The sequence below is a fragment of the Microbispora sp. NPDC088329 genome, from assembly GCF_040685655.1.
Lineage (GTDB): Bacteria > Actinomycetota > Actinomycetes > Streptosporangiales > Streptosporangiaceae > Microbispora.
Window position 1 is genome coordinate 118,045 of the sequence record NZ_JBFBIP010000020.1, and the last position, 26,592, is coordinate 144,636.

General features: G+C 71.5%; 20 protein-coding genes. 5 read left to right on the forward strand and 15 right to left on the reverse strand.

Annotated features, from left to right (window positions below; translation table 11 throughout):
- Positions 1–46: 46 nt before the first annotated feature.
- On the reverse strand, positions 47–922 hold the full coding sequence (locus tag AB0O28_RS30505; protein ID WP_363646004.1) for a serine hydrolase: 876 nt from the start codon (positions 920–922) through the stop codon (positions 47–49).
- 8 nt (positions 923–930) lie between these two features.
- Positions 931–1,878: a LysR substrate-binding domain-containing protein gene (locus tag AB0O28_RS30510; RefSeq protein ID WP_363646005.1), complete on the reverse strand. Its 948-nt coding sequence runs from the start codon at positions 1,876–1,878 to the stop codon at positions 931–933.
- A 108-nt stretch (positions 1,879–1,986) separates the two neighbouring features.
- On the opposite strand from AB0O28_RS30510, the gene AB0O28_RS30515 reads away from it, so the two are divergent.
- A complete protein-coding gene (locus AB0O28_RS30515; RefSeq protein WP_363646006.1) occupies positions 1,987–3,534 on the forward strand; it encodes a penicillin-binding transpeptidase domain-containing protein in 1,548 nt (515 codons plus the stop codon).
- Between the two features lie 19 nt (positions 3,535–3,553).
- On the opposite strand, the gene AB0O28_RS30520 is transcribed toward AB0O28_RS30515, so the two are convergent.
- The 3 genes from AB0O28_RS30520 to AB0O28_RS30530 all read right to left on the reverse strand — a co-directional run bounded on the left by AB0O28_RS30520 (position 3,554) and on the right by AB0O28_RS30530 (position 6,602).
- Positions 3,554–5,041, reverse strand: a complete 1,488-nt coding sequence (locus AB0O28_RS30520; protein ID WP_363646007.1) for an SMP-30/gluconolactonase/LRE family protein — start codon at positions 5,039–5,041, stop codon at positions 3,554–3,556.
- Between the two features lie 403 nt (positions 5,042–5,444).
- Positions 5,445–5,693 carry a hypothetical protein gene (locus tag AB0O28_RS30525; protein WP_363646008.1) on the reverse strand — a complete coding sequence of 83 codons (249 nt, stop codon included), beginning with the start codon at positions 5,691–5,693 and terminating at the stop codon, positions 5,445–5,447.
- A gap of 189 nt (positions 5,694–5,882) precedes the next feature.
- Complete coding sequence (locus AB0O28_RS30530) at positions 5,883–6,602, reverse strand: haloacid dehalogenase-like hydrolase (protein WP_363646045.1); 720 nt, start codon at positions 6,600–6,602, stop codon at positions 5,883–5,885.
- Positions 6,603–6,906: 304 nt separating this feature from the next.
- Here AB0O28_RS30530 and AB0O28_RS30535 point away from each other — a divergent pair, with 304 nt between their 5' ends.
- From AB0O28_RS30535 to AB0O28_RS30545, 3 genes are read left to right on the forward strand one after another with little or no spacing between them, the layout of a single operon-like run.
- Positions 6,907–11,037, forward strand: coding sequence for a LamG-like jellyroll fold domain-containing protein (locus AB0O28_RS30535; protein ID WP_363646009.1), 4,131 nt, complete (start codon positions 6,907–6,909; stop codon positions 11,035–11,037).
- Between the two features lie 26 nt (positions 11,038–11,063).
- Complete coding sequence (locus AB0O28_RS30540; RefSeq protein ID WP_363646010.1) at positions 11,064–17,411, forward strand: RHS repeat-associated core domain-containing protein; 6,348 nt, start codon at positions 11,064–11,066, stop codon at positions 17,409–17,411.
- 1 nt (position 17,412) lies between these two features.
- The gene (locus tag AB0O28_RS30545) at positions 17,413–17,847 is read left to right on the forward strand and encodes a hypothetical protein (protein WP_363646011.1); all 435 of its coding nucleotides are present in this window, start codon (positions 17,413–17,415) and stop codon (positions 17,845–17,847) included.
- Between the two features lie 4 nt (positions 17,848–17,851).
- Here the strand turns inward: AB0O28_RS30545 and AB0O28_RS30550 are convergent, their stop codons facing one another.
- The 10 genes from AB0O28_RS30550 to AB0O28_RS30595 all read right to left on the reverse strand — a co-directional run bounded on the left by AB0O28_RS30550 (position 17,852) and on the right by AB0O28_RS30595 (position 25,695).
- Positions 17,852–18,484: an HAD hydrolase-like protein gene (locus AB0O28_RS30550; protein ID WP_363646012.1), complete on the reverse strand. Its 633-nt coding sequence runs from the start codon at positions 18,482–18,484 to the stop codon at positions 17,852–17,854.
- Between the two features lie 50 nt (positions 18,485–18,534).
- Positions 18,535–19,041 (reverse strand): hypothetical protein, encoded by a 507-nt coding sequence (locus AB0O28_RS30555; RefSeq protein WP_363646013.1) that lies wholly within the window; start codon positions 19,039–19,041, stop codon positions 18,535–18,537.
- A 33-nt stretch (positions 19,042–19,074) separates the two neighbouring features.
- Positions 19,075–19,749, reverse strand: coding sequence for an HAD family phosphatase (locus tag AB0O28_RS30560; protein WP_363646014.1), 675 nt, complete (start codon positions 19,747–19,749; stop codon positions 19,075–19,077).
- 55 nt (positions 19,750–19,804) lie between these two features.
- Entirely contained in the window at positions 19,805–21,124 is a 1,320-nt protein-coding gene (locus tag AB0O28_RS30565) for a glycoside hydrolase family 3 protein (protein ID WP_363646015.1), read from the reverse strand.
- Positions 21,125–21,192: 68 nt separating this feature from the next.
- Positions 21,193–22,923 carry a phosphoenolpyruvate--protein phosphotransferase gene (ptsP, locus tag AB0O28_RS30570; protein ID WP_363646016.1) on the reverse strand — a complete coding sequence of 577 codons (1,731 nt, stop codon included), beginning with the start codon at positions 22,921–22,923 and terminating at the stop codon, positions 21,193–21,195.
- A gap of 5 nt (positions 22,924–22,928) precedes the next feature.
- Entirely contained in the window at positions 22,929–23,186 is a 258-nt protein-coding gene (locus AB0O28_RS30575; protein ID WP_363646017.1) for an HPr family phosphocarrier protein, read from the reverse strand.
- Positions 23,187–23,210: 24 nt separating this feature from the next.
- Positions 23,211–23,846: an HAD-IA family hydrolase gene (locus tag AB0O28_RS30580; protein ID WP_363646018.1), complete on the reverse strand. Its 636-nt coding sequence runs from the start codon at positions 23,844–23,846 to the stop codon at positions 23,211–23,213.
- The gene (locus AB0O28_RS30585) at positions 23,846–24,292 is read right to left on the reverse strand and encodes a PTS glucose transporter subunit IIA (RefSeq protein WP_363646019.1); all 447 of its coding nucleotides are present in this window, start codon (positions 24,290–24,292) and stop codon (positions 23,846–23,848) included. The genes AB0O28_RS30580 and AB0O28_RS30585 overlap by 1 nt, the downstream gene beginning before the upstream one ends.
- Positions 24,293–24,371: 79 nt before the next feature.
- Entirely contained in the window at positions 24,372–24,608 is a 237-nt protein-coding gene (locus AB0O28_RS30590; RefSeq protein WP_363646020.1) for a PTS glucose/sucrose transporter subunit IIB, read from the reverse strand.
- A gap of 52 nt (positions 24,609–24,660) precedes the next feature.
- Complete coding sequence (locus AB0O28_RS30595; protein WP_363646021.1) at positions 24,661–25,695, reverse strand: SIS domain-containing protein; 1,035 nt, start codon at positions 25,693–25,695, stop codon at positions 24,661–24,663.
- A gap of 153 nt (positions 25,696–25,848) precedes the next feature.
- Here AB0O28_RS30595 and AB0O28_RS30600 point away from each other — a divergent pair, with 153 nt between their 5' ends.
- Complete coding sequence (locus AB0O28_RS30600; RefSeq protein ID WP_363646022.1) at positions 25,849–26,589, forward strand: GntR family transcriptional regulator; 741 nt, start codon at positions 25,849–25,851, stop codon at positions 26,587–26,589.
- Positions 26,590–26,592 lie beyond the last annotated feature (3 nt).

The window sequence follows — 26,592 nt, forward strand, 5'->3', positions numbered from 1 at the left end:
CGCTTGGGCCGCATGTCACCCTCCCGGCCCACATAGAAAGGGTCTGTCATATGTGGGTTCTGAGCTGGTCGATCGCCATCCGGGCGGCGGCCCCGATCGCGGCGTCGGCGCGCGGCTGGTTCTGCGCCGTGCTGAGCGACCGGGTGAACACGGCCACGGCGTAGCGCCCGCCGTCGGGATACTCCACCACCCCGACCTCGTTGCGGAGCGTGGGCAGCGTCCCCGTCTTGCCGCTGACCGCGACGTCGTCGAACGGGAACCCCGAGGCGAGCCGGTGCGGCCACACCTGCAGGCCCATCAGGCGGCGGATCGCCGCGCAGGACGTCGCTCCCGCCGCCTCGTCGCGCCAGACCATGGCAAGCAGCCGGGTCATCTCGCGCGGCGTGCTCCGATTGCTCAGCGCCGGATCGAGCGCGCGCAGCCGCGCCACCACCTCGGGGTCGGTGCACGCCTGATTCACGTCCGACTGCTCCGCCACGCCCGTGTCCACCCACAGGCTGGTGAGCATGTCGCGGCAGTCGTGCACCACCCGCGTCGCCGTCAGCCCGAGGCCGTCGAGCAGCGTGTTGACCGCCTCCCTGCCCACCCGGGAGAGCAGCACGTCGGCCGCCGCGTTGTCGCTCACCGCCATCATCAGGTAGGCCAGGTCGCGCAGCGACAGCGTGGCGTCGTCCAGCATCGCCGCCAGTCCGGTGCCCCCACCCGTACGGTCCGCCGCCGGCACCCGGACGCGTTCGGCGAGGTCGAGCAGGCCGCGATCGGCCTGGCGGTGCAGTTCCAGCAGCAGGGGCACCTTGAAGACCGACGCGAGCACCACCGGCTCGTCGGCCCGCAGGCCCACCTCGCGCCCGCCGTCGATGTCGACCGCGTGCAGCCAGCCGGTGACGCCGGCGTTGCGGAACACACGCTCCAGGGGACTCATGCCGGCGTTCATGCCAGGAACCCGGTCGCCGGGCGCGGCGCGACGCGAGGAGCGGGCGGCGCTCCTTCGTCCACCATGCCCGCGCTGCCTTTCAGCACCTCTACGGCCACGGCCGTGAATTCTCGCACGTACGGGCTCGGCTCGCCCCGCCAGGCCGGTGAGCACCGCCACGCCAGGGGCGTGCCCGCGAGGGGCCGCCACACCACGCCCGGCACCTCGGCGGGGACGCCGAAGGCGACGGCCGTGCCGGACAGGACCAGACCGAGGGCGAACTCCGCGCGGTCGGTGCAGGTGATCTCGGTGGGGACGAAGCCGCCGCGGCGGCAGGAGACCAGCGTGTCGTCGTACAGGCCGGGCTCCGCGTCGCGGGAGAACAGCACCAGGTCCCGCCCCGCCAGGTCGCCCAGGTGCACCGTCGCCCAGGCGGTCAGCTCGTCGTCCTCCGCCAGCAGGACACCCGGATGCCGGACGAGCACCGGCCCGTAGGCGAGCCCGTTGGCGGCGACCGGATGCCGCAGCAGCCCGACGTCGAGCCTGCCCTCCAGCAACGCGGCGACCTGCGGGGCCGTGCCCATCTCGGCCAGCGACAGCCGTACGTCGGGGCGCCGCTCGCGGAACCTCGCGATGAGCGCGGCGAGCACGGCGGCGCCGAGGTCGGCGGGGACGCCCGCCCGCACGACCGCCGTGCCGCCGCGCGCCAGGTCGGACATGAGGTCGCGCATCCGCTCGGCCCGGGCGACGATCTCGCGGGCCTCCGGCACGAGCAGCCGTCCCGCCTCGGTCAGCGCGACCCGCCGGCTGGACCGCTCGAACAGGCGCACGCCCAGTTCCTCCTCCAGACGCCTGATGCGCTGGCTCAGCGGCGGCTGGGCCATCCCCAGCCGCGCGGCCGCGTTCCCGAAATGCAGCTCTTCCGTAACGACGAGGAAGTAGCCGAGATGCCGGACCAGGTCCACGAGCTGGGATCATATCGGAACCGCACATGAAGCGCGTTGATATCCATATTGGACATACTCCCCGTGGGTCTGCTGCTCTTGGCGTGCACTCGACTCAAAGGGGGACGCATGCGAGAGCGACGGCGCTGGCCGTACGTCACGGCGGCGGTGCTCGTGCCGGTGGTGGCCGCGGGGGCGGTCGTGTGGGCGATGCGCACGAAGGGCTCACCCGAACAGACCGCGCGGGACTTCCTCGCCGCCTGGTCGCGTTCGGACTATGCGACGATGCGGACGCTGACCGCCGACCCGCCGGCCGGCTTCGAGAACACCTATCGCCGCTTTCACGACGACCTGAAGCTCACCGGGCAGCGCTTCCGGGTGACCGGTGTGCAGGAGGAGACGGTGCGGTTCCGTGCCCGGCTGACCGGCCCGCTGCCCATCGCGTACGACGGGAGGCTCCGCCTGGTCGAGCGCGACCGCGCCTGGAAGGTGGCCTGGACTCCGGCGGCCGTCCACCCCCGGCTGACCGGCGACGCGCGGGCCAAGCTCGCCACCGTGCCCGCCAAACGCGCACCGATAACCGCCGCCGACGGCACCCGCATCGACACGCCGGACGCCCCCGGCTCCGTGCAGCAGATCGCGGAGGCACTCGGCGAGCAGTACGGCTCCCGCCTGAACGGCACCGCGTCCGCACGGGCCGACCTGGTCGACGCCACGACGGGCGCGAAGATCGTCACGCTCGCCGAGGGCGGAGCGAAGCCGGGCAAGCCGCTGGCGACCACGCTCGACCTGCGGGTGCACCGGGCGGGGGCGCGGGCCCTTGACGGCGTGGACAAGCCCGCCTCGCTCGTCGCACTGCGCCCGTCAACGGGCGAGATCCTCGCCGTGGTCAACAAGCCGGGCGGCTACAACCGCGCCCTGCTCGGCGCGTATCCGCCCGGGTCCACCTTCAAGATCGTGACCGCGTCCGCGCTGGTGGCGGGTGGTGTCACGCCCGGTCAGACCGTCGAGTGCCCGGCCGAGAAGACCATCGGCGGCTTCCCGTTCCACAACGCCGAATTCCACGACTACGGCACGCTGCGCTTCGTCGACGCCTTCGCTCACTCGTGCAACACGACGTTCGGGGCGATGGCGGTGGAGCGCCTCGGCGCGGATCGCCTGGCCAAGGTGGCCGCCGACTTCGGGTTCGGGGCCAGCATCAAGATCGGGGTGCCGGCCGTGGACGCCGCCTTCCCCGCGCCGCACGACGACACCGACCTCGCGTCCGCCGCGATCGGCCAGGGGCGCGTCCTGGCCAGCCCGCTGAACATGGCCGCGGTCGCGGGCGCCATCGCCGCGGGCACCTGGCGGCAGCCCCGGCTGGTCCCGGCCTCGCTCGCCCCGGCGGGCGGCACGCCGCCACGGGCGCTGGAACCCGCGGTGGCGTCCGCGCTGCGCCGCCTCATGCCCGCCGTCGTCAGCGAGGGCACCGCGAGCGGTGTGTCCTTCCCCGCCGGTACGGCCGGCAAGACCGGGACGGCCGAGTACGGCTCGGCCGGGAACGGCGAGAACCCTCCGACGCACTCGTGGTTCATCGGCTACAAGGGCGACCTGGCCTTCGCCGTCGTGGTCGAGGGCGGCGGCACCGGTGCGCAGGTCGCCGCCCCGGCCGCCGCCCGATTCCTCAACGCCCTGTGACGCTGACACCCTGTGACGCTCAGTACGGCCAGCCGGGGACGTTCAGCCGGACGCGGTAGAGGCCGAAGTTGCCGGTGTTCCCGCCGCGCGAGGGTGTGCCCGAGGTGATGTACAGCGTCTTGCCGTCGGGGCCGCCGAAGGCGAGGTTGGTGGTGTTCTGCCCGGCGGAGATGGTGCCGATCTGGACGCCGGACGGCGCGTACACGTGGACCTTGCCGTCGTTGAAGGAGGCCTGGTAAAGGTTGCCGGCGCAGTCGATGGTCACGCCGTCCGAGCCGTTCAGGGACGCGAAGTCGGTGCGGGTGCCGACGCTGCCGTCGGAGTTGACGGGCCACTTGTAGATCCGGCCCGTGCCGTTGCCGCCGACGTAGAGCGTCTTGCCGTCGGGGGAGAGCGCGATGCCGTTCGGCTCCCGGATGGTGTCGTCGATCAGCGAGACGACGTTGTTCTTGACCCGGAACACCCCGGTGCGGCCGGACATCTGGTCGGCCCGGTTGGCGCGCTGGAAGTCGGGGTCGGTGAAGTAGACGGTGCCGTCGGCGCCGACGGTGAGGTCATTGGGCGAGTTGAAGGCGCGGCCCTGGTAGGAGGAGGCGACCACACCGCGCGTCCGGTCGGGCAGGTGGAAGGAGGAGACACTGCGCTGGTCGTGCGTCGCGGCCAGCAGGGTGCCGCCGTCCCGGGTGAGGGCGAGGCCGTTGCTGCCGGCGTTGGGAATGAAGGTCTCGAAGGTGTTCGGCTCGGTGAACCGCAGGACGTCCGAGGGCTGGACGTTCTCCGACCCGGTGCCGTCACGCATGAGCGACAGCAGCAGGGTCTGGGTGGCGGAGTCCCAGACCGGGCCTTCCAGGAAGTTGAACCCGTCCCGGATCTTGGTGGCGGTCACCGACGACGACGGCAGCGGGTTGGGGTAGGTCGCGCCCGGCGTGCACGGTCCGACGCCGGGGCGCGGCGTGCCCGGCGTGGGGGTGACGGTCGGGCTCGGGGAGGGACTCGGCGTGGGACTCGGGGTGGGGCTCGGCGTGGGGCTCGGGGTGGGGCTCGGCGTGGGACTCGGCGTGGGACTCGGCGTCGGGCTGAGGGACACGGGGCCGCTGCACATGAAGCCGTTGAGCCAGAAGGTGGTGGGCACGGGGTTGGCGCCGGTGAGGTTCGCGGTGAATCCCATGCCACTGGCCGTGGCGTTGGTGGCGATGGAGCCGTTGTAGGACAAGCTGGTGGCGGTCACGTGCGTGCCGGACTGCGTCCAGGTGGCGTTCCAGCCGGACGCGATCCTCTGGCCGGAGTCGGGGAAGTCGAATTCCAGCTTCCAGCTACCGACCGGGTCGCCGAGGTTGGTGATGGCCACGTCGCCCTGGAAGCCGCCGCCCCATTGGCTGACCGTTTTGTACGTCACCTTGCATCCGGCGGCGGCCGCGGCCGGCATCGTCACCATGGCGACTCCACCGGCGGCGACCAGCGCGGTGGCCAGTCCGGTGGCCAGTCCGGTGGCGAGACTTCGTCTCATCAGGAAGTCCTTTCGGGACACGACGACGGGCGGCTGCCGCCCGCGTCAGGGTGCCGGCCGAGGGCGGAAGGCCACCGGCACGCCACGCCGCGCACCGCCGGCCACACGTTCCGAAATTAGGTGACCACGTGGGCGGCCGCGATCGGCCGCCCGGTGCGGCGTTCAGCGGGTGAGACGCGGTGTGATCACCACCGTTGCGGTGACCGATCGTGCGCCGCGCCGCCGACCGCCGCGACCTGGGTGAACGCGGCGGCCCGCCCATCGGGCGAGCCGGCCGGCCGCCGGAAAGAACCCAGGCCGCGGCGGTGAAACGTTCAGCCCGCGCCGGGCGCGCCGGGGGAACACGAGCGGCCCGGCGCGCGGGTCGCGGCCCGATTCCTGCGGGCCGTGCGGACGGCCCTGGTCAGTTCACGTACGCCCACAGGTCGTAGGTGGGGTTCCAGGGGTCGTTCTGCGGCTGATGCGTGCTGCACCACCAGGTGCCCCACTGGCCGTTCTGGTAGCCCGACTGTCCCCACGAGATGCACAGCGAGTAGGGCAGGCTGGAGTAGACGCGCTGGAGGGTCGAGGCACTCGCGGGGGTGGCCGAGGCCACGGCCGGGACGACGACGGCCGTGGCGAGGATCAGCAGGGCTGCGAGTCGGTGACGCACGTGATCTCCTTTGGAGAAGGTGGCGATCAGACACTCGCATTGCACGGTGCGGAGGAACGCCTGGCAACGCCCCCGCGCGCCCGCCGCCGGCACGCAGCGCCGATGCCGGATGCCGTGACACGCGACGTGTAACTTTCACCCGGCGGAGCCCGCGGAGACCGGCCTGCCCGCCCCGAGCCCGGAACCGCGTCAGCGGGCCGTACGGCCGGCCGGGGTGGTGAGGCGGGCGACGGCGGCGACGACCTCGGAAGGGTTGGACAGGTCGGGCAGCACGATGTCGGCGCCCGCCTCCCGCAACTCGGCGGACGTCGACCTGCCCGACGCGACGGCGATCATCGCCGCCCCGCCGATCTTCGCCGCCTGGACGTCACGGGTGGAGTCGCCGATCAGCACGGTGTTGCCGGCGGTGAAGGCGGCGCCGTACCGGGCCTTGGCCCGCCCCTGGGCCACCTGGAGCAGGGTGGCCTTCGGGTACACCTCCTCGCCGTAGCCGCCCACCTCGACGTCCATCCACTTGTCCAGCCCGAACGCCTTGAGCTTGTGCACGGCGTTGCTCTTGATGGTGCCGGTGAGCACCGACTGCACGACGCCGTCGAGGCGGGACACCGCCTTGAGCGCGTCCTTGGCGCCGGGCAGGGCGCGGCCGTCCCTGGCCAGCCGGTCACGCCGCTCGGCGAAGCTCACGGCCAGCGCGTCGAGGAACCTCGGCAGGTGGTGGTCCTCGACGGCGATGCCGTTGACGGCCAGGGTCTCGAAGACGACCTCCGAGTCGGGACGACCCGCCGCAGGCGCGAGCTTCACCAGCGGCCGCCCTGTCACCATCCGGAACGCGTCCGCGTAGGCGTCGCGGGTGACGATGGCGACGTCGACGAGCGTCAGGTCGATGTTCCAGAGAACGAGGCGGTTGATCGGGGGCCTCCGTGGGGTGCGGTGTGGATCGTGCCCAGCGTACGGCCCGCGCGGGGCGCCCGCTGTATCCGCAACCACCCCGTAAGCGAGAGACCGGCCGAAATCCGCCCCGGCGCTCGGTCACCACGCCCGTTACCCACCGGCCGTCGTGACCGGAACGTGATCGAAACCGTCCACCACCCGGCGAACAAGATATTGACAAGTCATGTCACCGGCGGTTCCCTTAATGATCAGTAAACGTTTTTTGCACCTTCCGCGCGGTTCTTAGCTCTCGTCCCACCCTGTCCAGAATGAGGCGGACGTCGTGTACCGAAAGCTGGGTTCTACAGTGCTGGCCGCGGTCCTCGCGATCGGCCTGACCGTCACCGCCGAGGGCGGGAGCACGGCGTACGCCGCTCCTCGCGCCGCGCAGGCCGATCCTCAGGCGCCGGAGGACGGGGCGCCCACCGACGAGGCCGCCGGACGGGCCGCCCGCGAGACCGGCCGCCCGGTCGAGGTGCTGGCCAAGCGCGGTGAGGACCGGGAGACCTACGCCAACCCCGACGGCACCTTCACCACGGTCGAGCATCTGCGCCCGGTGCGGGTGCGGCAGGGCGATTCCTGGGTCGCGCCCGACACCACACTGGTCAGGCGGCCGGACGGCTCGATCGCACCACGCGCGAGCACGATCGGGCTGGCGTTGTCCGGAGGCGGCGACGCTCCGCTGGCCCGTATCGCCAGGGCCGGCCGCGAGATGGCGCTGAAGTGGCCCGGCGGGCTGCCGGAACCCGAGCTGAACGGCGACTCGGCCGTCTACCACGACGTCATGAAGGACGTCGACCTCGTCGTACGGGCCGACGTGGACGGCTTCTCCCACACTCTCGTCGTCAAGACCAGGGAGGCCGCCGCCAACAGCGCGCTGACCCGGCTCACGCTCGGGCTCGGCGGCGCCGGCGTCGGCGTGCTGACGAAGGAGGGCGGCGCCGTCCAGGCGGTCGACACCGAGGGCGGCGGGGCGCTGTTCGAGGCGCCCGCGGCGGTCATGTGGGACTCCGGCACCCCGGCCCCCGCGCTCAAGGCGGCGGCCTCGGCTTCGCTGGAGCGCGGCCCCTCCGACACCTCGAAGGTCGCCTCTTTGAACGCGGCCGTGGAGGGCGGGAACCTCACGCTCACCCCCGACCGGGCGCTGCTCGACGATCCCGGCACCCGCTATCCCGTCTACATCGACCCGGTGTGGAAGACGGTCAAGGCGTCGGCCTGGGCGTACGTGTCGCGCACCTATCCCAGCCAGTCGTACTACAAGTTCGGCGGCAAGGCCGACTCGGGCCTGGGTCTGTGCTCGGGCGACTCGAAGTGCGCGCCGTCCGACGTCAAGCGCATCTTCTACCGCATGCCGACCAGCGCGTACGCCGGCAAGTACATCATCTCGGCCGATTTCGTGGCCAAGGAGACCTGGTCGTACTCCTGCGACGGCCGCACCGTGCAGCTGTGGCGCACGAAGGGGTTCGTCGAGAGCTCGACGTGGAACTCCACCAAGGACAACTGGCTGGAGCACCTCGACACCCGTGACGTGGCCAAGGGCTGGTCGTCGAGCTGCCCGGCCGGCGACGTCGAGTTCAACGCCACCAAGGCCGTCAAGGACGCCGCGGCCGGCAAGTGGTCGACCACGACGTTCGGCCTGCGCGCGGGCTACGAGACCGACGCCTACGGCTGGAAGCGGTTCGCCGACGACGCCTACCTGCGCGTCAACTACAACACCCCGCCGCCGCAGCCGAAGATGTCGGACCTGTCGATGAACCCCGGCGGCAAGTGCGTCTACTCCCCCGCCCCCGCCGTGCGCGTGCCCCCCACCATCTCGGCCGTCCTGCACGACGCCGACTCCGCCGACGCCAAGAAGGTGTACGCCGAGTTCGGCGCGACCTGGGACGGCGCGCAGAAGTGGTCGTCGGGAAAGATCGGCCCGAAGACCACCGGCTCGACCTTCCAGGTCACGCTGCCGGCGTCGATCCCCGAGAAGAAGACCATCAACTGGTACGTCCGCACCTGGGACGGCTACCAGTACAGCCCGTGGAGCTACGCGGGCGACGCCACCGCGTGCTACTTCAGCTACGACAAGAGCGTGCCTGCGGCTCCCACGCTGTCGTCGACGGCGTACCCCCAGTCGGACCCGGAGAACGAGGCCGATCCCTGGTATGACGGCGTGGGCCGTTACGGCCGTTTCACCGCGGCCTCGTCCTCGGCCGACGTGGTCACGTACTGGTTCGGCGTCAACTCCAACCCGACCTCGGCGAACGAGCGCAAGCCGTCCAGCCCGGGCGGGGCGGTGATCATCGACATCGCGCCCGACCACGCCGGTCCGAACTACCTGACGGTCAAGGCGTTCGACGCGGCCGGCAACTCCAGCGAGATCGGGCGCTACGTGTTCCGTGTGAAGGCGGGCTCCCCGGCCAAGGCCCAGTGGGCGCTGGACGAACCGATCGACTCCCCGCAGGTGACCGACGTCGCGGGCGCGTACCCGGCGACCGTGTACGGCGGGGTGACGCTCGGGGTGGACGGCGTGTCGAAGACCGCCATGCAGACCAACGGCACCACGGGATACGCGAAGACCGCCGGGCCGGTGCTCGACACCACCAAGGGCTTCGCGGTGTCGGCCTGGGCGCGGCTGCCCGCGACCAAACCCACGCACGCGGGGATCGTCGCCACCCAGATCGGGAGCCTGCGCAGCGGGTTCGAGCTGTACTACTCCTCCAGCTACGACCGGTGGATCTTCAACCGCTACAACAACGACACGACCGACGGCACGATCACCCGGGCCGTCGGCACCGCGTCGCCCCAGGGCAGCGAGTGGACCCACCTGGTCGGCGTCTACGACGCGGTGGCCAAGAACATCAAGCTGTACGTCAACGGTCAATTGCAGGCGACCACGGCCTACACCACACCGTGGAACGCCACCGGCCCGGTGCAGATCGGCACGGGCTGGTACGGCAAGCTCGACGCCTTCTTCCCCGGCGAGATCGACGACGTGCGACTGTTCGACCGCATCGTCACGCCCGAGGAGGTCGGCAACCTGTTCACCCAGCATCCGGTGGTGGCCGCGCGCTGGAAGCTGAACGACTCCGCCTCCGCCGTACGGGCGGCCACCGCCTACTGGAAGCTGGACGAGGCGGCCGGAGCCCCACGCGCGGAGGAGGCGGGCGGCGCCTACCCGGCCGGTCCGCAGGGCGGCGTCACGTTCGGCGCGGCGGGACGGTTCGGCAAGGCCGTGCACCTCGACGGCACGACCGGTTATCTCAAGACCACCGGACCGGTCCTGCCCGACACCACCAAGAGCTTCTCGGTGTCGGCCTGGGCGAAGCTCCCGGCCACCAAACCGGCCCACGCCGCGATCATCGCGACCCAGGCCGGCTCCCAGCGCAGCGGGTTCGAGCTGTACTACTCCTCCAGCTACGACCGGTGGATCTTCAATCGCTACGACAAGGACACGACCGACAGCACGATCACCCGGGCCCAGTCGACGGCCGTACCCGAGGGCGGCGTCTGGACCCACCTCACCGGCGTGTACGACGCGGCGAACAAACAGATCAGGCTCTACGTCAACGGCAAGCTCAACTCGACGACGGCCGTGGCCACGCCGTGGAAGGCCACCGGCCCGGTGCAGATCGGGGCCGGCTGGTACGGCAAGCTCGACGCCTTCTTCCCCGGCGACATCGACGACGTGCGGCTGTACGACCAGATCATCAGCGACTCGGAGATCGCGACGCTGGCCTCCGGGGCCTCGCTGACCATCGCCGCCGACGACGGCCCGTCCGGGCGTCACGTCACGCTGAACGGCAACGCCAGGATCGACCAGGGGGCCGGCTGGGTGGGCATCCCGCCGGGCGGCCTGGTGCTGGACGGCGACGGCGACTACGCCGCCACCTCCGTCCCGGTCGTCCGCACCGACGAGAGCTTCACCGTCGCGGGCTGGGTGACCACCGCGGGACGGCCGTCCAGGGCCGCGGCGGTCTTCAGCCAGGAGGGCTCGGTCAACAGCGCGTTCACCCTGCGCTACCGGCCCGATCCGGCCGACCCGGCCAACGCGGGCGGCTACCAGATCGAGATGCCGGACAAGGACGCCACCGGCGCGGCCCGGCCGACCGCTGAGCACTCGGCCTTCCAGTCCGGCTTCGACTGGGACCACGTGGCGATCGTGTACGACGCCTTCCAGGACGAGATGCGGCTCTACGTCAACGGCGAGCTCGAACAGGTCGAGGACGCGGTGTCCTGGCGCCACAACGTGCTCGGCTTCAACGCCGGCAAGGGGCTCCAACTCGGCCGCACCAAGGCGGACGGCGCCTGGGGCGAGTACTGGCCCGGCGTGATCGACGACGTGTGGGCCTTCCAGGGCATCGCGACCGAGGAACAGATCCAGATGCTGGCCGGCGGCACCGAGCTGGACACCGACACCGGCCTGTAGAGAACCGGCGACTCGAAAGGTTGCGCATGAACGGGTTCCCCCACCCGGCACGACGTGCCCGCCGCCTGTTCAGCCGGCGGTTGAGGCAGCGGTTCAGACGCCGGGTCGCCGCGGTCACGGCACTGGCCACCGTCGCCGCGTCCCTGGTCGCCCAGCCCGCCCAGGCGACGGCCCCGGACGCGGGACGCCCGGAGGTGAACAGCGCCGAGCGCGTGGTCCGCGGCGAGACGCTGGGCGCCAAGCCCCGCCGCCCCGACCCGGCGGGCACCCCCGCCAAGCGGCCGCCCGCCTCCGGGAAGGTGAAGGTCACCTCCCCCGCCGCCGTGCGGATGCTGGACGGGGCCGCCGCCGAGCGCGCGGGCGTCGACGGCGCCCTGTTCACCCTCGCCCCCGTCGCGAAGGCGACGGACAACGGCGCCGCCAAGGACAGTGCCGCCAAGCACAGCGCCGCCAAGGACACGGCGGCCGGCGGCACGACGAGTGTCACGGTCGACTACTCGGCCCTCGCCGACGACTTCGGCGGCTCGTACGGCAGCCGCCTGCGCCTGGTCCGGCTGCCCGCCTGCGCGCTGACCACCCCCGACCAGCCCGCCTGCCGTACGGAGACGCCGGTCCGCGCGCGCAACGACACGGCGAACCGCACACTCACCGCCACCGTCCCGGCCGCCCCTGAAGCGGCACCGGAGGCGGCACCGGCGGGGACAGCGGCGGCGGGGACGGCCCTCGCGGGTGAGCAGCCGACGGTGCTGGCCGCCGTGTCCGGCGATTCCAGCGACAAGGGCGACTACAAGGCCACGAAGCTGTCGCCGTCGGCCACCTGGACCGTGGCCGAGCAGTCGGGCGACTTCTCCTGGTCGTATCCCCTGCGGGTGCCGCCCGTCCCCGGCGAGCTGACGCCCAAGGTGGAGATCGGCTACTCCTCCGGCGCCGTCGACGGCCGCACGTCCAACACCAACAACCAGCCGTCCTGGGTGGGCGAGGGCTTCGACTACTGGCCCGGCTACATCAAGCGCGCCTACAAGCCCTGCGCGGACGACGGGGCGCCCAAGGACCAGTGGGGCACCCCGCCCGGGGACCAGTGCTGGGCGTACGACAACGCCGTGATCAGCTGGAACGGGCGCGGCGGCGAGCTGATCCAGGCCTCCGACGGCACCTGGCGGCTGAAGACCGACGACGGCACCCGCGTCGAACGCCTGAAGGACACGGGCAAGGCCAACGGGGACGACGACGGCGAGTACTGGAAGCTCACCACGCCCGACGGCGTGCAGTTCTTCTTCGGGCTCAACCGGCTGCCCGGATGGAGCAGCGGCAAGCCCGAGACGAAGTCGGCCTGGACGCATCCCGTCTTCGGCGACGACGCGGACGAGCCGTGCCACGCCTCCACCTTCGCCTCCTCGTGGTGCCAGCAGGCCTACCAGTGGAACCTCGACTACGTCGTGGACCCGCGCGGCAACGCGATCTCGTACTACTACCAGCAGGAGGGCAACCACTACGGCCGCGATCTCAAGCCCGGGGACGAGACGCCGTACGTGCGCGGCGGCTGGCTCGACCGCATCGAGTACGGCCAGCGCTCCGACACCCTCTTCACCGCCAAGGCCCCGGCGCGCGTGATGTTCGGCGTCTCCGAGCGGTGCCTGAAGACCGACTCCTTCGACTGCGACCCGAGCAAGATCGGCTCGAACCCCACGAAGTGGCCGGACGTCCCGTACGACCTGAACTGCGCCTCGGGCACCGAGTGCAAGGGGACGCACGGCACGCTCGCGCCCACGTTCTGGTCGCGCAAGCGGCTCACCGGCGTCACCACGCAGGTGATCAAGGCCGACGGCACCTACCGCGACGTCGACAACTGGACGATCGACCACCTGTGGGGCGACGCGGACATCGACCAGGCCCTGCTGGTCAAGTCGATCACGCACAGCGGCCGCGCGACCGGCAGCCCGGTGGCGCTGCCCTCGGTGACGTTCAACCATGTGCAACTGCCCAACCGATTGGACAGACGGGGCGACGACATCGCGCCGTTCGTCAAATACCGCCTGGGGGCCGTCTACGACGAGTCCGGCGGGCAGATCGACATCAACTACTCCGACGCCGACTGCACGCTCGACTCGCTGCCCACGCCGGAGACCAACACCCGGCGCTGCTTCCCGGTGAAGTGGACGCCCGCCGGATACGACGACCCGATCACCGACTGGTTCCACAAGTACGTCGTCACACAGATCGTGCAGACCGACCGCACCGGCGGGTCCCCCGACGCGCTGACGACGTACGAGTACCTCGACGGCGCCGCCTGGCACTATGACGACGACGACGGCATGACCAAGGAGAAGTACAAGACCTGGTCGCAGTGGCGCGGCTACGGCCGTGTACGGGTGAGGACCGGCGGCTGGAACGACCTGCGCTCCCAGGTCGAGACGCGCTACCTGCGCGGCATGAACGGCGACCGGCTCGCGCCGAGCGGCGGGACGAGGAAAATCACCGTCTCCGACGGCGAGGGCGGCAGCGTGGTGGACGAGGACCCGCTGCAGGGCTTCGAGCTCAAGCGGACCGAATACGAGGGCGTGGACGGCGCGGTCGCGGTCAAGACCGTCAACACGCCCTGGCACCAGGAGACGGCCAAGCGCACCCGGAGCTGGGGCACGGTCACCGCGAACATCGTCAACGTCGCGAAGTCGCACACGTGGACGGCGATGGACGGCGGCGGCTGGCGTGAGACCGAGACCGAGACGAAGTACGAGCCCGTCGCCGGCCTCACCACCCAGGTGGACGACAAGGGCGACCTGTCCACCACCGCCGACGACCGGTGCACCCGCACCACCTACGCCCAGAACACCAAGGCGTGGATGCTGAAATATCCGTCCAGGGTGGAGACCGTCGCGGTGGCGTGCTCGGCCACCCCCGACCGGTCCAAGCACGTCATCGCGGACGACCGCAGCTTCTACGACAACGGGGCCTTCGGGGCCGCGCCCACCAGGGGCGACATCACCCGCGTCGAGACGATCGCCGCGCACGACGGCGCCACCGCGACGTACGTCGCCAAGGAGGTCTCGACGTACGACTCCTACGGCCGCGAGCTGACCACCAAGAACGCGGCCGGGTACGTCACGACGACGGCTTACACCGACACCGGAGGGCTGAACACGGGCGTGAAGGTCACCGGCCCGCCGGTGGTCCCCGGCGACGCCTCGACCGCCCACGTCACCAGCCAGGAGAAGGACCCGGCGTTCGGATTCGAGACCGTCAAGATCGACGCGAACGGCAAGCGCACCGACCTGGAGTACGACGCGCTCGGCCGCCTCATGAAGGTGTGGATGCCCGACCGGTCGAAATCGGCGGGCCAGACGCCGAACCTGGAGTTCGGCTACCGCATCGTGGACGGCGAGATCGTCGCCATCGGCACGAAGAAGCTGGACGCCGAGGGCGGCCAGACCCCGCCGACGTACGAGCTGTACGACGGGCGGCTGCGGCTGCGCCAGACCCAGGACCCCGGGCCGGACGGCGGCCGCCTGGTCAGTGACAAGTTCTACGACTCCCGGGGCAACGTGGCCCGCGAGTACGGCCAGTACTACTCGACCAAGGCCCCCTCGACGACGTTGTTCGGCGCCTACGAGGGCGACGTCGAGTCGCAGAAGGTGTTCGACTACGACGGCCGCAACCGGGTGACGCTCGAGCGGTTCCTCGTCGGCAACGGCGAGACCAAGGAGAAATGGCGCACGGTCACCAGCTACGGCGGCGGCAGGGTCACCGTCGACCCGCCGACCGGCGACACGCCGGTGACCACGCTGACCGACGCGCGCGACCAGATCGTCGAGCTGCGTCAGTACAAGGGCGACTCCCCCACCGGCGACTACGACAAGACGACCTACACCTACACGCCCGCCGGCAAGCTCTCCACCGTCAAGGACCCGGCGGGCAACGTCTGGACGCACTTCCACGACCTGCGCGGGCGGGAGATCGAGGTCCGCGACCCCGACAAGGGGACGACGAAGACGACCTACGACGACCTCGACCACGTGCTGACCACCACCGACGCACGCGGCAAGACGATTTTCAACGTCTACGACTCGATGGGCCGCAAGACCGAGACCCGCGAGGGCTCGGCGACCGGCCCGCTGCTGGCGTCGTGGACGTACGACACCGTGCGCAAGGGACAGGCTTCCAGCGCCACCAGGTATGTGAACGGTCAGGAGTACACGACCACGTTCAACGCCTACGACAACCTCTACCGGGCCATCCGCACTACCGTGACGATCCCGTCCGCGGAGGGCGCACTCGCGGGCAGCTACGTGTTCGACACGCGCTACAAGCTGGACGGCACCGTCCAGTCGGCCACCTATCCCGACGCGGGCGGCCTGCCGGCCGAGACCGTCGTCTACTCCTACGACGACCTGCGCCGGCCCACCACCATGTCGGGCCTGTCGCCGTACGTCACCGCCTCCGTCCACAGCCTCACCGGCAAGCCCGAGCAGTACGAGCTGTCGACCGGCGGCAAGAAGACCTGGTTCACCTACTCCTACGAGTACGGCACCCAGCGCCTGCGGTCGTCGCGGGTGGACCGCGAGGGCGTGGCGGGCGTGGACCGCAACGCCACCTACACCTACGACGCCGTGGGGAACATCGTCTCGATCTCCGACGTGTCCCGCGCCGGCACCGACACCCAATGCTTCACGTACGACTACCTGCGCCGCCTGACCGAGGCCTGGACGCAGGGCACCCAGACGTGCGCGGGCGCGCCGAGCGCGAGCGTCGTCGGCGGCGTCGCGCCCTACTGGCAGTCGTTCGGCTACGACGTGACCGGCAACCGGACGAAGGAGGTCGAGCACGGCGTCGGCGGCGCGGCCGACACGACCCGGGCCTACGACTACCCGGCCCCGGGCTCGCCGCATCCGCACGCCCTGTCGGGAGTGACCCAGACAGGCGCGGGCGCCCGCACCGAGTCCTACGCCTACGACGAGACCGGCAACACCACCGGCCGCACGATCGGCGCCACGGACCAGACCCTGGAGTGGGACGTCGAGGGCCACCTGGCCAAGGTGACCGAGGGCACGAAGGTCACCTCCTACCTGTACGACGCCGACGGCAACCGGCTGGTCCGCCGTGACCCCGGCGGCACCACGCTCTACCTGCCCGGGATGGAGCTGCGCCTCGACAACGCCACGGCGAAGGTACAGGCGACGAGGTACTACACCCACGACACCGTGACGGTCGCGGTGCGCACCACCTCGGGCGTGAAGTTCCTGGCCGCCGACCAGAACGGCACGGCGGAGCTGGCGATCGACGCGGCGAACCAGTCGCTGTCGCAGCGGCGGTTCAAGCCCTTCGGCCAGCTACGGGGCGCGCCCCCGGGCTCCTGGCCGAGTGAGAAGGGCTTCGTCGGCGGCACCGTGGACGAGTCGACCGGTCTCACCCACCTCGGGGCGCGCGAGTACGATCCCGCCACCGGCAGGTTCATCAGCGTCGACCCGATCATCGACCCGCACGACCCGCAGCAGATGAACGGCTACGCCTACGCCGGCAACAACCCCATCACGTTCACCGACCCCGACGGCAAGTTCTGGGGCAGCTGGCTGGCGATCCTGCTGGCGATCATGCGGGCCCTGCTGGCCGCGCTCAATCACGGCGGCGGCGGGAGCCACGGCGGCGGGGGCGGAAACCACGGCGGTGGCGGCGGCTACACCGGCGGAGGCGGCGGCGCTCCGCACCGCTCCGGCCCGAGCTTCAGCTCCACCGTCAAATCCAACACCTGGTCGAGCGTCGATCCGCGCAAGTTCACCGCCCTGGGCTGGCTGGCGTACGGACTGGGCGGCCCTGGGGACTTGCTCCAGACCTGGGGCGAGAACTTCAAGGAGAGCCGCCGCGTCATGGCCGGTCTCTACAAGCTCAAGTCGGTCAGCTACCCCGAGGGCAACTGGCTGACCAAGTGGCTGTGGCAGGGGCTCAGCAAGTGGTACGACTCCAAGGCCACCCGAATCGAGGCGCGCGGCATCAAGTGGGGCAGCCGGATCGCCAAGGCGGGCAAGTTCGTCGGCTGGGCAGGCGTCGCGGCCACCGCCATCGACGGTGGGATCACCCAGTGGAAGAGCGACTCAGGCTCCGGCCTCAACGGTGGTGAGAAGTTCGCGCGAGCGGCCATCCGCGGCGTGGCCGTGGCGGGCGGCGCCTACGCCGGCGCCACGATCGGCGCGGCCGCGTGCAGCCCGGGCGTCGTGCTCGCCGCCGTTTGCGGTGCCGCCGGCGCCTACGTCGGCGGTATGGTCGGCGGCGTCGTCGGCGACACCGCGATCGCCGCGTACAACCACGCGCGCAAGCCGGTGATCAACACCGTCAAGTCGGTCGGATCGGGTATCAAGAAGGGATGGCACAGTCTCTTTGGTTAGCATGACGGGCGCCCTGGCCGGTCTGGCCGACACCCCCGCCGAGGTCGCGGGCTACCCGCACGCGCCGGTCTGGGCGGTGCTCGCCGCCGCCCTGCTCGCGATCCTCGGCTTCGTCAACCACGTCAGGTTCGTCCGCAGCGGGCCCGGCGGCACCTGGGCGGCGCGCTACCTCGACACCGACAACCCCAAGGAGCTGCGCAACCTGCCGTTCGCGCAGCTCCCCGGGGCCGTCATGCTCGCGATGTGGGCCGTGATGCTCGCCTACACCCGGGTCTCCGGCCAGGAGACCTGGGACGCGCTCATGGGCCTGTTCCTGTTCGCGTCGTTCGTCTTCGGCGGTGTGGCGGTCAAGCGGCTTTACCGGCCGCCACGCAGGGCCAAGCCCCGCTGGCTCCTGGAGATGGAGCGCGCGGAGGAGGAACGCCAGGCCCGCTGACGCGTCAGACGAGGTCGAGGGCGTCGGCCAGCGAGTCCACCACCGGGACCCCGACGCCCTCCAGTTCGGCCCGCCTGGTCATGCCGCCGGTGTAGAGGATGGCGCGGGCGCCGACGTGCTGCGCCGCGTGGGCGTCGTCCACGCTGTCACCGATGACGACGACCTTCGCCGAGTCGAGGCCGAGCGCGCGCAGGTGCTCGACCATGTGCTCGGCCTTGTGGCCGCCGGTCGCCGAGCGCGACCCGTCGATCCTGGTGAAGTGGCCGTCGATGCCGAACTCGCCCGTCTTGCGGACCAGCCGTTCGTGGCCCCACATGGACAGCAACGACTGCGTGCGGCCCGACTCCTCCCAGGCGCGCAGGCTCGACAGCGCCCCCTCGGCGAGGCTGCAGGCCTCCATGAGCCGGTGGTAGTGATCGTGGAAGCCCGTGTCGAGCAGCTCCCATTCGCCCTCCCTGAGCGACCGCCCGAGCATCCGCTCGTACGCCACCCAGATGGGGCGGGTGTACACCTCGCGGAAGCCCTCCACGTCGTACGGCCCCAGGCCGTACGGCAGGAAGAGCTCGTTGGTCGCGCCGACGACGGCGTCGATGTCGTGGAAGAGCGTTCCGTTCCAGTCCCAAACTATGTGTGTCATCTCGCAACCAGCTTAGACGCCGACTGTGACGAAACCATGAACGCAGCTGGTCAGGCGAGCAGATCCGGGATCTCCTGCGTGGCGTACCACAGCAGTTCGTGGTCCTCCGTGCCGTCCACGACGAACTGCGCGTCGTCGTCCCCGGCGTCGGCCGCAGGCAGCGCCGCGATCGCGGCCTCCACGTCGGGTACGGCATCCGCGTCGTCCACGTGGACCGCGGCGACCAGCCGCATCGGGATCGGCTCCAGCACCCGCACACGGGCGCGCTCCTCCAGATCGGCGCCGGCCTTGACGGTCTCGTCCGGCACCTCGGCCGCGATCACCACGCGCCGCGCGACCGCCTCGACGCCGTCCTCGCGGTCGGCCGCCAGCATGCGCAGCGAGGCCCGCGCGGCCTCGGTCAGCGCGACGTACTCCAGTTCCTCGGTGTCACCCGAGACGTACCACTCGATCAACGCGGGAGTGACGGCGAAGCCGGTCAACGGGGCCGGGGCCAGCTCCCCGGCGGCGACGACGCGCGCCAGCGCGGGGATCGTGGACGGCAGATACACGCGCATGCGTTCCTCGACTCGGTCTCTTGATGGTTGCGGCTACAGACGGGCGGCGGCGCCGGGCTCGCGGAGAGGCAGGCCGAACAGGCGCTCCAGCTCGTCGATGGTCGCCACGGGATCGCTGTGGTGGACGCCGACCAGGCCGATCGCGCGGGCCGCCAGGATGTTCGCCTCGATGTCGTCGACGAACACGCACTGCCCCGGCTCCAGCCCCAGCAGGCCGAGCGCGTGGCGGAAGATGCGCTCCTCGGGCTTGCGCATGCCGACCTCGCCGGAGATGACGACCGCGTCGAAGACGGCCTCCCAGCCCTCGCGCGCGTAGTGGTCGCCCCACGAGTTGGACACCAGGCAGGTGCCGAAACCGGCCGCGCGGGCCAGGCGCAGCATCTCGTTCATCTCCTCTACCGGCCGGAACCCGGCGAACATCCGGGCCAGCAGGCCGTTCGCCTCCGGCGGCCCGCCGTCGAGGGTCACCAGCCGGTCCGCCAGGGCGCGCTCGAACTCGAGAACGGGGATCTCACCCCGCTCCAGCGCGTGGATCGGGTTCTCCGCGCCCGGCTCCGCGCCCTCCCGGTACGCCTGCGCGACCAGGGCGCGCATCACCTCCCGGTAGTGCCGTGGGTCGATGCGGTCCGCCTCGATCCACTCCGCGATGGACTCGGCCAGGCTCGTCGTCAGAACCCCGCCCCAGTCGATCAGCACACCCTTGAGCACCGCGCCTCCCAGCCGACGTGCCTCAAATACTAGGTCGTGCGGCCCGCCGGCCCGCTCATCCGGCGGCGGCGTAGACGCGCTCCGCGACCTTGAGGTGCGCGGCTGACTTCAGCGCGCCGGGGTCGGTGCGGATCGGCCCGAAGACGCCGCGTTTCTCCTTCAGCCGCAGGATCCGCAGCACCGACTCGTCGATCCTGCGTTCGGTGATCCGTCCCGACTTCACCGCGTCGAGGACGGCGTCGTACGCCTTGCGCAGGTTCGGCGGCATGAGCAGCATGTCGGCCCCGGCGAGCACGGCCCGCACGGCGACCTCGGCGTCGCCGTACTTCTCGCGAACCCCCGCCATGTCGAGCGCGTCGGTGCTGATCACACCGTCGAAGCCGAGCTCCTCGCGGAGCAGGCCGGTGAGGATGCGGGGGGACAGCGTCGCGGGGTCCCCCGAGGGGTCGAGCTTCGGCATCACCACGTGGGCCGACATGATCGCGTCGACCCCGTGCTCGATCGCCGCGCGGAACGGCGGCGCGTCCAGCTTCCGCCACTGCGTCTTCGAGTGCGTGATGACCGGCAGGCCGGTGTGGCTGTCGACCGAGGTGTCCCCGTGGCCGGGGAAGTGCTTGGCGACGGAGGCCACGCCGGCCGCGTGGAAGCCGTCGACGGCCGCCCCGACCATCGCGGCCACCTTCCCCGGGTCGGAGCCGTACGCGCGGGGGCCGATCACGGGGTTGCGGGGGTTGATGTTCACGTCGGCGACCGGCGCGAAGTCGAGCGAGATGCCGAGGTCGCGCAGCTCTTCCCCGGTCGCCCTGGCGACGTCGCGCGCGTTCGCCGTCCTGCCGGTCGCGCCGATCTCCGACGCGCCGGGGAGCTTGGTGATGAGCGGCTTGAGCCGGGAGACGAGGCCGTTCTCCTGGTCCACGCCGATCATGAGCGGTGCCTCACCGGATCTGGCCGCCGCCTCACGCAGGCCGGTCGTGAGCGCGGCCACCTGGCTCGCGCCGGACACGTTGCCCGCCCAGTCGAAAAGGATCACTCCGCCGGGGCGGAACTTCTCCACCACTTCCGCCGGCGTCGCCACGCCGTACCTCGCCTCGTTCTCCCTGCTCCCCGCCTCGGCCTTCGGGCCCCACACCACGATGGTGAAGAGCTGGGCGACCTTGTCCCGCAGGCTCATCGCCGCGAGCGTCCGCTCGGCCGGGCCGCCCGAGGGACGCACCGACGGCGAGGGGGACGACAGAGGCACGGACGACGTGGACGACGTGGACACGGACGACGACGGTGTCTGCGGAGCCGCCGGTGACACGGCGACCGGCGAAGAGGCCGAGCAACCGGTCACGAGGAGGGCGAGCATGACGACACCGTGTCTGATTCGTGGCACGTTCTTTACCGTAGCCGTGCCCGGCCGTGACCGAGCCAGGAACCCGGTCACGGCCCTGCTGTGGGCTGTCAGAGCGCGAGTGCCTCCAGGCCCGGCAGCTCCGCGCGGGCGGCGGCCTTGGCGGCGGGCGCCGAAGCGGCCGAGCGCGCCGCGGCGGCGGCGTCGCGGCACTGCGCGAGCGTGTGCCGCGCCAGGCAGGCCCGCACCCAGGGCAGCGCGGGGGCGCCCATGGACAGCGAGGTGACTCCCAAGCCGACGAGCACGCAGGCGAGCACCGGATCGGCCGCGGCCTCACCGCAGACCCCGCAGCCCTTGCCCGACTCGGAGGCGGCCGAGGCCGCCATCGCGATCAGGTCGAGCACGGCCGGATGCCACGGATCCTGCAGCCCGGCGACGGCACTGACCTGGCGGTCGGCCGCGAGCGCGTACTGCGTGAGGTCGTTGGTCCCGATCGAGAAGAAGTCGACCGCCCGGATGAGGTCCGCCGCCCGCAGCGCCGCCGACGGCACCTCGATCATGACACCCGCCTCGCCCAGCCCCGCCGTACGGCAGGCCTCGGCGAACCACTCGGCCTCCTCCACGGTGGCCACCATCGGCGCCATGACCTGGACCTTGGCCGACACGCCCGCCGCGGCCCGGGCCAGCGCGCCCAGCTGTGCGGTCATGATCTCCGGATAGCGGCGGAACATGCGCAGGCCACGTTCGCCGAGCGCCGGGTTCGGCTCCTCCTCCGGGGGCGGCAGGAACGCCAGCGGCTTGTCGGCGCCGGAGTCGAGCGTGCGCACCACCACCCGGCCCCCCGGGAACGCCTCGAACACCGCCCGGTAGGCCTCCTCCTGCTCGCGCCCCGACGGCGCGGTCTCGCGGTCGAGGAAGAGGAACTCGGTGCGGTAGAGGCCGACGCCCTCGGCGCCGTTGGCGAGCGCGCCGTCCAGGTCACGGGGGCCGCCGACGTTGGCGAGCAGGGGCACGGGATGGCCGTCGGCGGTCGCGCCGGGGCCGGTGGCCGCCGACAGCGCCGCGTGCCGCGCCTCGTCGGCGGCGCGCGCCTCGGCGACACGGGCCGGGTCCGGCGCGACCAGCACCTGCCCGGACGCGCCGTCGACCAGCACGGGAGCGCCGGGGGCGATCGCGGTGGCGCCGGCGCAGCCCACGACGGCGGGCACGCCCATCGACCGGGCGAGGATCGCCGTGTGGCTGGTGGGCCCGCCCTGCTCGGTGACGAACGCGGCGACCACGTCCTTCGACAGCAGCGCGGTGTCGGCCGGGGCGAGGTCCTTGGCGACGAGCACGAACGGCTCGGCGGCACCGGTCGGCACGCCGGGCATGGGCATGCCGGTGAGCACGGCGATGACCCGGTCGCGGATGTCGTCGAGGTCGGTCACGCGCTCGGCCAGATAACCACCGGCCGCCGCGAGCAGGTCCCGATACTTGCCGAACGCGTCGAAGACGGCGCGCGGGGCCGCCACACCCCCATCGATGAGCTCGCCGACCTCCACGGCCAGGCTCGGGTCGCGGGCCATCAGCGCCTGCGCGCCGAGCACGTCCTGGGCCTCGCCGCCCGCCCTGGCGCCCCGCGCCTCCAGGTCGGCCGCCACCTCCTCGACCGCCCGCTCGGCGCGGGCCCGCTCGGCGGCGGCGTCGCCGTCGTGGCGCGCCTCCTTGTCGGGCTCGGGGATCTCACCCGCGAGCACATGGGCCGGGCCGTACCCGGCTCCGGGGCTCACCCCAGTACCGGCCAGCGCCCGCGCGCCGTTCTCGTCCCCCGCCGTCGTCCCCGTCTTCCGCTGTCCGTCCACCGGCGTCAGGAGGCCGAGGCGATCTGGGCGAGCTCGTCGAGCAGCTCTTCGGCGCCCTCGCCCTCCGCGCTGATGACGATCGACTCCCCCTGCCGTACGTCGAGCGCCAGAACCGACAGGATGCTCTTCGCGCTCACGGGCGCGCCGCCCGCCTTCGCGATGGTGACGTCGAAGGACGCCTTCGCCGCGGTCTGCACGAACGCCGCCGCCGGACGGGCGTGCAGCCCGACCTCCGACTCGACGCTGACTGTGCGTTCGGCCACGTTTCCTCCTCCTGCGGCGGTGGTCTAGACCGCCGGTAGTTCCGTCAAAGGCCAGTCAATACCCGACATATCGGGGATTACCAGGTCCGCGTGCGACAGTTCATCCGGATGATGGGTGGTGGCCACCGCAACGCAGGTCATACCCGCGGCCCGCGCCGCCGCTATCCCGGCGAGCGAGTCCTCGAACACCACGCACTTGGCCGGGTCCACCGCGAGCAGGTCGGCCGCCATGAGATAGCCGGACGGATCGGGTTTGCCCACGGTCACGTCCTCGGCGGAGACGATGGTCCGTACCACCTCCACGACGCCGATGTCGGTGAGCCGCTCCAGCGCCCACCATCGCTGGGCCGAGGTGACCAGCGCCAGCGGAGCCCCCTGCTCCGCGACCCGGGACACCAGCTCCGCCGCCCCCGGAACAGGCACGATGTCCGGCAGATCCGGGTGGTCGTAGTAGGAGCGGATCTCCTCTATCAGCGCCTCCGGATCCACATCGGGCAGCACCTCGGGGATGACGTCGACGCCGCGGCGGCCCATGAAGCGCCGCAGCAGCGTCTCGTCGCAGGAGATGCCGTGGTTGTCCAGGAGCATCCGCCACAGCGCCAGGCTGCGGATCTCCGTATTGATCAGGGTGCCGTCGAGATCGAAAAGCGCCGCCTCCATCACGACCACTCGAACAGGTCGTCACCGGCGTTCACCGCGCCCTCGGCGACGCCCCCGATCGAGCCGGCCGCCGCATCGAGCGCCACCACCGGGCAGACCGGCGAGCGCCCCCCTGCCTCGACCGCCGCGGGGTCCCAGGCCACGACGGGCCGCCCGGCGGCCACGCGGTCCCCCTCGGCCACGAGCAGGCGGAACCCCTCCCCCTTGAGCTGCACCGTGTCGATGCCGAGGTGCACCAGCACGCCCCTGCCGTCGTCCCCCACCACGACGTACGCGTGGGGGTGCAGCTTCACGATCGTGCCGCTGATCGGGGCCAGAGCCTCGACGGGCCGCCGGAGGGGGTCGATCGCGGTTCCCGGGCCGACCATCGCCTGGGAGAACACCGGGTCCGGCACGGCGGCCAGGCCGATGGCCACCCCCGCGACCGGGGCGAGAACAGTCGTCAATGAAGCGCCCTTTCCTGGGACCGGGCAGGCGTCACCGATAGGTCCGCCGGATATCGGCGGACCTGCCGTGACCTCCCGGTCAGCCGATGATGTCCTCGATGTCGCTGGCGATGGTGTCGGCCTCGGGGCCCACCACGACCTGGACGATGTTGCCCGCCGCCATCACTCCGTGGGCGCCGGCCGCCTTGAGCGCGGCCTGGTTCACCTTGGAGGCGTCGTGCACCTCGGTGCGCAGCCGGGTGATGCACGGCTCCACCTCGATGATGTTGTCGGCGCCACCGAGCCCGGCGATGATCGCCTCGGCGTCTGCAGCCATGGGGGGTCCTCCTGTTGTTCGGCCGGTCTGTCGTTCGGTCGGTCCCGGTCGTTCAGTCGGTCTGGGTGACCTTCTTCAGACCGCGGGGGGAATCGGGGTCGATACCGAGCCTGCGCGCGAGCGCTTCGGTGAGCAACTGCCCGGGGACGATGAGTCCCAGCGGAGCCACCCACTCGGGCAGGTCCGGACCGTTCAGTGCGGCGGTCGAGGCGGCGGCGAGCCGTTCGCCGCCCCCGACGCCGAAGGCGGCGGCGCCCGCGCCGGTGACCCGCTCGGCCAGCGCGACCGTGCCCGCCAGGGTCGGGCCCTGCCCCGCCGCCACCAGGATCGCCGGGGTCTCGGCGTCCACGACCGCGATCGGGCCGTGCAGCAGGTCGGCGTACGACAGGCCCATGGCGTGCAGGTAGCACGCCTCCTTGAGCTTGAGCGCCAGCTCCAGCGCGGTCGAGAACGCCAGGCCGCGGCCGGAGACGACGACCCCGGGCTTGTCGGCGAGGCCCTCGACCACGGCGTCCAGGTCACCGGGGTCGGAGATCAGCTTCTCCACCGCGTCCGGCACTGCGCGCAGGTCGTCGGGGTCGACGTCGGCGCCGAGGCCGACGGCGAGCACGGCGAGCGCGGCGAGCTGCGTCGTGTAGGTCTTCGTGGCCGGGACGGCCTTCTCCTCGCCGGCGAGCGTGCACAGCGCGAGGTCGGCGGCCTGGGCCAGCGGCGACTCCTCGCCGCCGTTGGTGATCGCGACGGTCTTCGCCCCGCAGTCCTTCGCCCACTGGAGGGTCTCGACGATCTCCTCCGTACGGCCGGACTGCGACAGGCCCACGGCCAGCACGCCGTCGAGGTCGAGCCTGCGGCGGTAGGTGGTGGCGACCGAAGGAGCACCCATCGCGGCCATCCGGCCCGCCCGGGCTTCGATCAGGTAGCGGCCGTAGACCGCCGCGTTGTCCGAGGTCCCGCGGGCGACGAACAGCAGGTGGCGGGTGCCGCGTGCGACCGCCTCGACGTCGCCGGTCCTCGGGAGGAGGGCGTCCAGCGTCGCCTGGATCGCCGCCGGCTGCTCGGCGATCTCACCGCGCATTCTGGTCGTCATCGATGATCATCCCTTGCTTGGCGAGATTTGTCCGTTACCGATCCGTCGCCGGCCCATACATTGACACACATTTCCCGGCTGTGGTCTAGTCCGGACTAGACCAGTAAGAACCTTAACTTATTCGGACGATCCACAGCGAGAGGGGAGGGATCAGTGGCCCAGATCGATCCGGACAGCCCGGTGCCCAAGTATTTCCAGCTACGGGAGATCCTGCTCGACCTCGTCGAGAGCAACGAACTGCCGATCGGCGCGGCGATCCCCTCCGAACGTGAGCTCAGCCAGCGTTACGACCTGTCCCGTATGACGGTACGGCAGGCCGTCGACCACCTGGTGTCCGAGGGCCGGTTGCACCGCGTTCCGGGCAAGGGCACGTTCGTCGCCCGGCCGAAGATCGAGCTGGCGCTTCAACTCACCTCCTTCACCGACGACATGCGGGCGCGCGGCATGGAGCCGGGCTCCCGCGACCTGGACCGGCGGGTGGTCCGGGCCAGTGCCCACCTCGCACGGCAACTCGGCATCCAGCCGGGGGACGCCGTCCATTTCATCGAGCGGCTGCGCACGGCGGACGGGGAACCGCTGAGCATCGAGCGCGCCCACATCCCGGTCGCGCTCGCGCCCGATCTCGATGCCTACGACCTGACCGGACGATCCCTGTACGCCCTGCTCGAGTCGCGCTACGGGCTCGTGATGGACGCCGGGGAGCTGACCATCGACGGCGGCCTCGCCGATCCGAGCGACGCCGACCTGCTCAAACTGCCCCGGGGCGGGGCCGTGCTGCTGCTGCAGCGCCGGTCCTTCGCCGGCGGGGTGTGCGCCGAACTCGGCGTCTCCACCTACCGAGCCGATCGCTACCAGCTCCGGACGCTCCTTGGAGCCCCGGCCAGACGACTCTGACAC

What these genes read in the sequence shown, in the direction of transcription:
- AB0O28_RS30505 (WP_363646004.1), bottom strand. Translation starts at nt 922, where the DNA reads ATGAGTCCCCTGGAGCGTGTGTTCCGCAACGCCGGCGTCACCGGCTGG.
- AB0O28_RS30540 (WP_363646010.1), top strand. Translation starts at nt 11,064, where the DNA reads ATGAACGGGTTCCCCCACCCGGCACGACGTGCCCGCCGCCTGTTCAGC.
- AB0O28_RS30555 (WP_363646013.1), bottom strand. Translation starts at nt 19,041, where the DNA reads ATGCGCGTGTATCTGCCGTCCACGATCCCCGCGCTGGCGCGCGTCGTC.
- AB0O28_RS30595 (WP_363646021.1), bottom strand. Translation starts at nt 25,695, where the DNA reads ATGACGACCAGAATGCGCGGTGAGATCGCCGAGCAGCCGGCGGCGATC.
- AB0O28_RS30550 (WP_363646012.1), bottom strand. Translation starts at nt 18,484, where the DNA reads ATGACACACATAGTTTGGGACTGGAACGGAACGCTCTTCCACGACATC.
- AB0O28_RS30515 (WP_363646006.1), top strand. Translation starts at nt 1,987, where the DNA reads ATGCGAGAGCGACGGCGCTGGCCGTACGTCACGGCGGCGGTGCTCGTG.
- AB0O28_RS30520 (WP_363646007.1), bottom strand. Translation starts at nt 5,041, where the DNA reads ATGAGACGAAGTCTCGCCACCGGACTGGCCACCGGACTGGCCACCGCG.
- AB0O28_RS30545 (WP_363646011.1), top strand. Translation starts at nt 17,413, where the DNA reads ATGACGGGCGCCCTGGCCGGTCTGGCCGACACCCCCGCCGAGGTCGCG.
- AB0O28_RS30590 (WP_363646020.1), bottom strand. Translation starts at nt 24,608, where the DNA reads ATGGCTGCAGACGCCGAGGCGATCATCGCCGGGCTCGGTGGCGCCGAC.
- AB0O28_RS30580 (WP_363646018.1), bottom strand. Translation starts at nt 23,846, where the DNA reads ATGGAGGCGGCGCTTTTCGATCTCGACGGCACCCTGATCAATACGGAG.